Below are 3,313 nucleotides of genomic sequence, written 5' to 3'. Positions count from 1 at the left end.
CGCGCTCCAGATACAGATGCCAGTCACGCGGCGCCGTGACGATACGCGCCACGCGGTTGATGCGATAGACGCGGTCGGCCACGGCGGCTTCCTGACCGCCGCCATTGACGATCACGGCGCGTTGTGCTTCCGAAACGATAGGCGGTTCGATCAGCAGGCCAGACGGCGCGGCAATAAGCAAACGCGCAAAAGGAAAGGTTTTCGACAGGCTGGTGTCGTATTCCGCCAACCGGCGCTGGATTTCAAAGGTGCGATAGGCAAGGCCGCCGCGCGCGCCGTAAGACAACGCCGCCTCGCGCAACGCGTCCTTGCGGATCTGCAGGCCGAACGCCTCGCTCTTTTCGCTGCCTTCGGCGCCGTTCTGCTGCTCCTGCAATTCCTGAATGATCGGCGGCGGCGGCGAGGCCTCTGGCGTAGCCGCGGCGCGCACTGCGCCGCACGGCATCGCCAAAGCCAGAACAAGGCCGGCAAACCAAAGTCGTGAAGATCCGACGCGCAATGTCATCATGCCCCTAGATTTTGTCAACCGCTGCATAGCTCAACTCGATCACGCCGTTCTGCGCGTCCACGGACACATCGGCCCGCGTTCCGGCCTGCGAACCGAGGTCGCGCAACACCTCGATCAAAGGTTTCTGATACACGTCAACGGCAACGGTCAACGGCACTGGCGGCTGCGCCCCCTTGGTGTTGAACACAAAGCCAGCACGGCTGGACAGTGTCTGCCCAATCTGTTCGATCGGCCCCGTCCACTTGACCGTAATCAGTTGCGTCAGTCCCGGAGGGGCCGCAGAATAATCCTCGACCGGCGGCAGCGCTGGGCCGCGCTGCTGTTCAATGCCGGAAATGGCGTTTAAAGCCGAGGAAGCCTTTTCAGCAGCCTGCGCGATACGCGTGCCGACAAGGTCAGGCTCGGTGGCCAAAGGCACCACTTTGGCATCGCCAGCGCAACCGGCCAGAGACAGGAGGGGCAAGGCAAGGCCGGCCAACAGAAATGCGGATTTGCAGGGTAAGCGCCAAGACATCATCGCTCGCAACACCGATAGGTTGAACAAAACGCACGACCGTCACGTTCGAAGCGCCCCGTTCCGCAGCCACAAGACGGCCAGAATACGGTCAGGGACTCTTCTCGTCACCACGTCCTTGCGCAGCATCAAGATATAAACCGCTCTTTTGACAAGCACAACCACTTAACCACGGAGCGCCAAAAAATTCCGCCGCGAATCAACGGCTGGTGTAGCGCACGAAATACATGGCGAACGCGAACAGGAAAATGGCGGGGAACATAATCACCAGCGCGGTGAACCATTGTCCCTGAAACAGAAAGTACAGGCTCATCACCATCAACACCGAAGCGCCGACGCCATAAATCAACGAGGCGTTGGGAATCTTGCTCGACTCCGGCAATGGCGACCGACCATATTCGGCGACGGGCCGCTTCCGCCCGACCACTGGCAACTGCGTCGATTTTCCCGATCCTTTGGGCGGGGGCAGCAACCGGTCAAGCCAGTTCGCCATGGCCGCTACCTCAACAAATCGGCAAGCACGGCAGCCATGCGCTCTGGGCTTCCCTGCACGATCTTAATGCGTCCGTCTTTGCCGCGATAAACCAGATAGGGCGTGGCGGCGATGTTCCATTTCTCGATCAAGTCGCGATTTTCGTTGATGGAGCGCACGCGTACCGGCTCAGGCAACCCGTCGAGCTGCTTTCTGTCGCCGGCGACATACTTGTCCCAAGCGCTTAACGGGTCCGCCGCCGCCAGCAACTGCGCCGCAGCCCGCGTGCTGTCGGGACTTACGTTACCGATGGGGACCAACCGCACTTGCAGGCGGTTGGAAAAAACCGCCCCGCGCAATTCGCCCCATGTCTTATGGCAATGCGGGCAATTGGGATCGACCACCATCACCAGCTGCGGGCTGTCGTTGCTGCCAAGCAAAACGCCCGCAGCCGCCTGAAGATCCTGCATCAGCTTCTCGCCCGGTGAAGTTGTCGCCGCCTTGGCGACGCTGGCGGCGGGTTTCGTGGCCTCCGGCGCGGGCGGCGTGGGAACGGAAGCTATGGCGTTTGCCTTGGCGTGGCTCCCCGCCTGCTGTGACGGCTTGCCCCCGGGCCCGTACACAAGATTCTCGATTTCCGGATCGACCTTGGAAAGCTCCTGCACCTGCGGCGCGGTCACATCGTCGCCTTCGCGGGTAAACATGCCGCCGACGATGACGGTGTTGTTGTCGGCGGAGACGTAGATCATCTGCACCTGACCGTCCTGCACAATGAACCAGCCATTGATGCCGGAGCGCTGGCCAAGATAGTATAACTTCGAGCCTGCCTTGATGAGGTTGGCCAAAACCGGAATGCTGTTCACATCCGGCGGCCTGACGTCACGCGTGAAAAGATCGGGGTCGGCGTTCGGCAACGCGGCGGCGGGGGCACGGCCGGTGAGCGGGTTTTTGACAGCGCCTGGCTCGACCATCGGCATGGTCGACATTTCGGCCTGCGCAGGAAACGCCGCCGCCAGACCAAGCCAGAAAGAAACAACCCCCAGCATAATCTTTGGCGTCTTCATGGGCCGGACTCCTACATCGTCGCGTCGAGGTTACAGCGAATCATAAGGCAACCTACCGCATTTGTCGCGGCCATGCCACGCCAGAAATCTCTCACCGCGAGGCGTACTGACGGCGCACAGGCGGCGCGCCATAGGCCTCGTCATGCCGGATAAGCCCTTTGCGTTCCAGCACGTTGATAACCTTGGCGGCGTAGCGCATGCCCTTGACCGGCGTCGCCGAGTGGTACCAGGCGATGCCTTTGTAAAGCGAACCGGCGTCCGCGATCTTCTGCTGCAGGATCCAGGCGGCGACCTTGACGTTGGTGCAGCCATCGTCGCGCACGGCGCGGCGCGCCGTCGCCAGATCGACCCGCCAATGGCGCGCCAGATCGGGCAGCCAGCGCGAATTGACCTGCATCGGGCCCAGATCGTAACTGCCATTGCCGTTGGGGCCGACCTGCTGTCCGACGCGCCCGCCTTCGACATGCATGATGCCGATCATCACGGCAGGCGGCACGTGGTAGGTCTGCGAAGCCAGCATCAGACAAGCGGCAAGGGCCTGGGCTGTGATCATGGCCAGCCCTGCGCCTCAAGCTGCGCCGAAGGCGGAACCTCAAGATAGGTCGCCAAGGTGGCCAGCATCGCCATGCGTTGATTGAACGCCTGCCACACCTGCGTCATCGGCACGACATGGCCATGCTGCGCGAAATAGGCGGCGCGGTCGTCGGGGTTCATGTAGAGAAGGCGGTCGGCCTCGGCATAATGGCACTCGGTGT

At 61.9% G+C, this 3,313-nt stretch carries 6 protein-coding genes; all 6 read right to left on the bottom strand.

Annotated features, from left to right (window positions below; translation table 11 throughout):
- Positions 1-508 (bottom strand): type IV secretory system conjugative DNA transfer family protein (locus tag Q1J43_RS10045; protein WP_301102363.1); only part of this gene is annotated, 508 nt, incomplete at its 3' end.
- A gap of 4 nt (positions 509-512) precedes the next feature.
- Entirely contained in the window at positions 513-971 is a 459-nt protein-coding gene (locus Q1J43_RS10040) for a DotD/TraH family lipoprotein (protein ID WP_301102362.1), read from the bottom strand.
- Between the two features lie 250 nt (positions 972-1,221).
- Positions 1,222-1,515 (bottom strand): hypothetical protein, encoded by a 294-nt coding sequence (locus Q1J43_RS10035; RefSeq protein WP_301102361.1) that lies wholly within the window; start codon positions 1,513-1,515, stop codon positions 1,222-1,224.
- A 5-nt stretch (positions 1,516-1,520) separates the two neighbouring features.
- Positions 1,521-2,558 (bottom strand): thioredoxin fold domain-containing protein, encoded by a 1,038-nt coding sequence (locus tag Q1J43_RS10030; protein WP_301102360.1) that lies wholly within the window; start codon positions 2,556-2,558, stop codon positions 1,521-1,523.
- 91 nt (positions 2,559-2,649) lie between these two features.
- The gene (locus tag Q1J43_RS10025; protein WP_301102359.1) at positions 2,650-3,111 is read right to left on the bottom strand and encodes a lytic transglycosylase domain-containing protein; all 462 of its coding nucleotides are present in this window, start codon (positions 3,109-3,111) and stop codon (positions 2,650-2,652) included.
- Positions 3,108-3,313: hypothetical protein (locus Q1J43_RS10020; protein WP_301102358.1), on the bottom strand; the 206-nt coding region annotated here is incomplete at its 5' end. The genes Q1J43_RS10020 and Q1J43_RS10025, both read right to left, overlap by 4 nt.

Source organism: Propionivibrio sp., assembly GCF_029255185.1.
Classification (GTDB): Bacteria; Pseudomonadota; Gammaproteobacteria; order Burkholderiales; family Rhodocyclaceae; genus Propionivibrio.
Note: the sequence above shows the minus strand (reverse complement) of the source record. Positions and strands in the feature narration are given on the sequence as shown.

What these genes read in the sequence shown, in the direction of transcription:
- Q1J43_RS10035 (WP_301102361.1), bottom strand. Translation starts at nt 1,515, where the DNA reads ATGGCGAACTGGCTTGACCGGTTGCTGCCCCCGCCCAAAGGATCGGGA.
- Q1J43_RS10030 (WP_301102360.1), bottom strand. Translation starts at nt 2,558, where the DNA reads ATGAAGACGCCAAAGATTATGCTGGGGGTTGTTTCTTTCTGGCTTGGT.
- Q1J43_RS10025 (WP_301102359.1), bottom strand. Translation starts at nt 3,111, where the DNA reads ATGATCACAGCCCAGGCCCTTGCCGCTTGTCTGATGCTGGCTTCGCAG.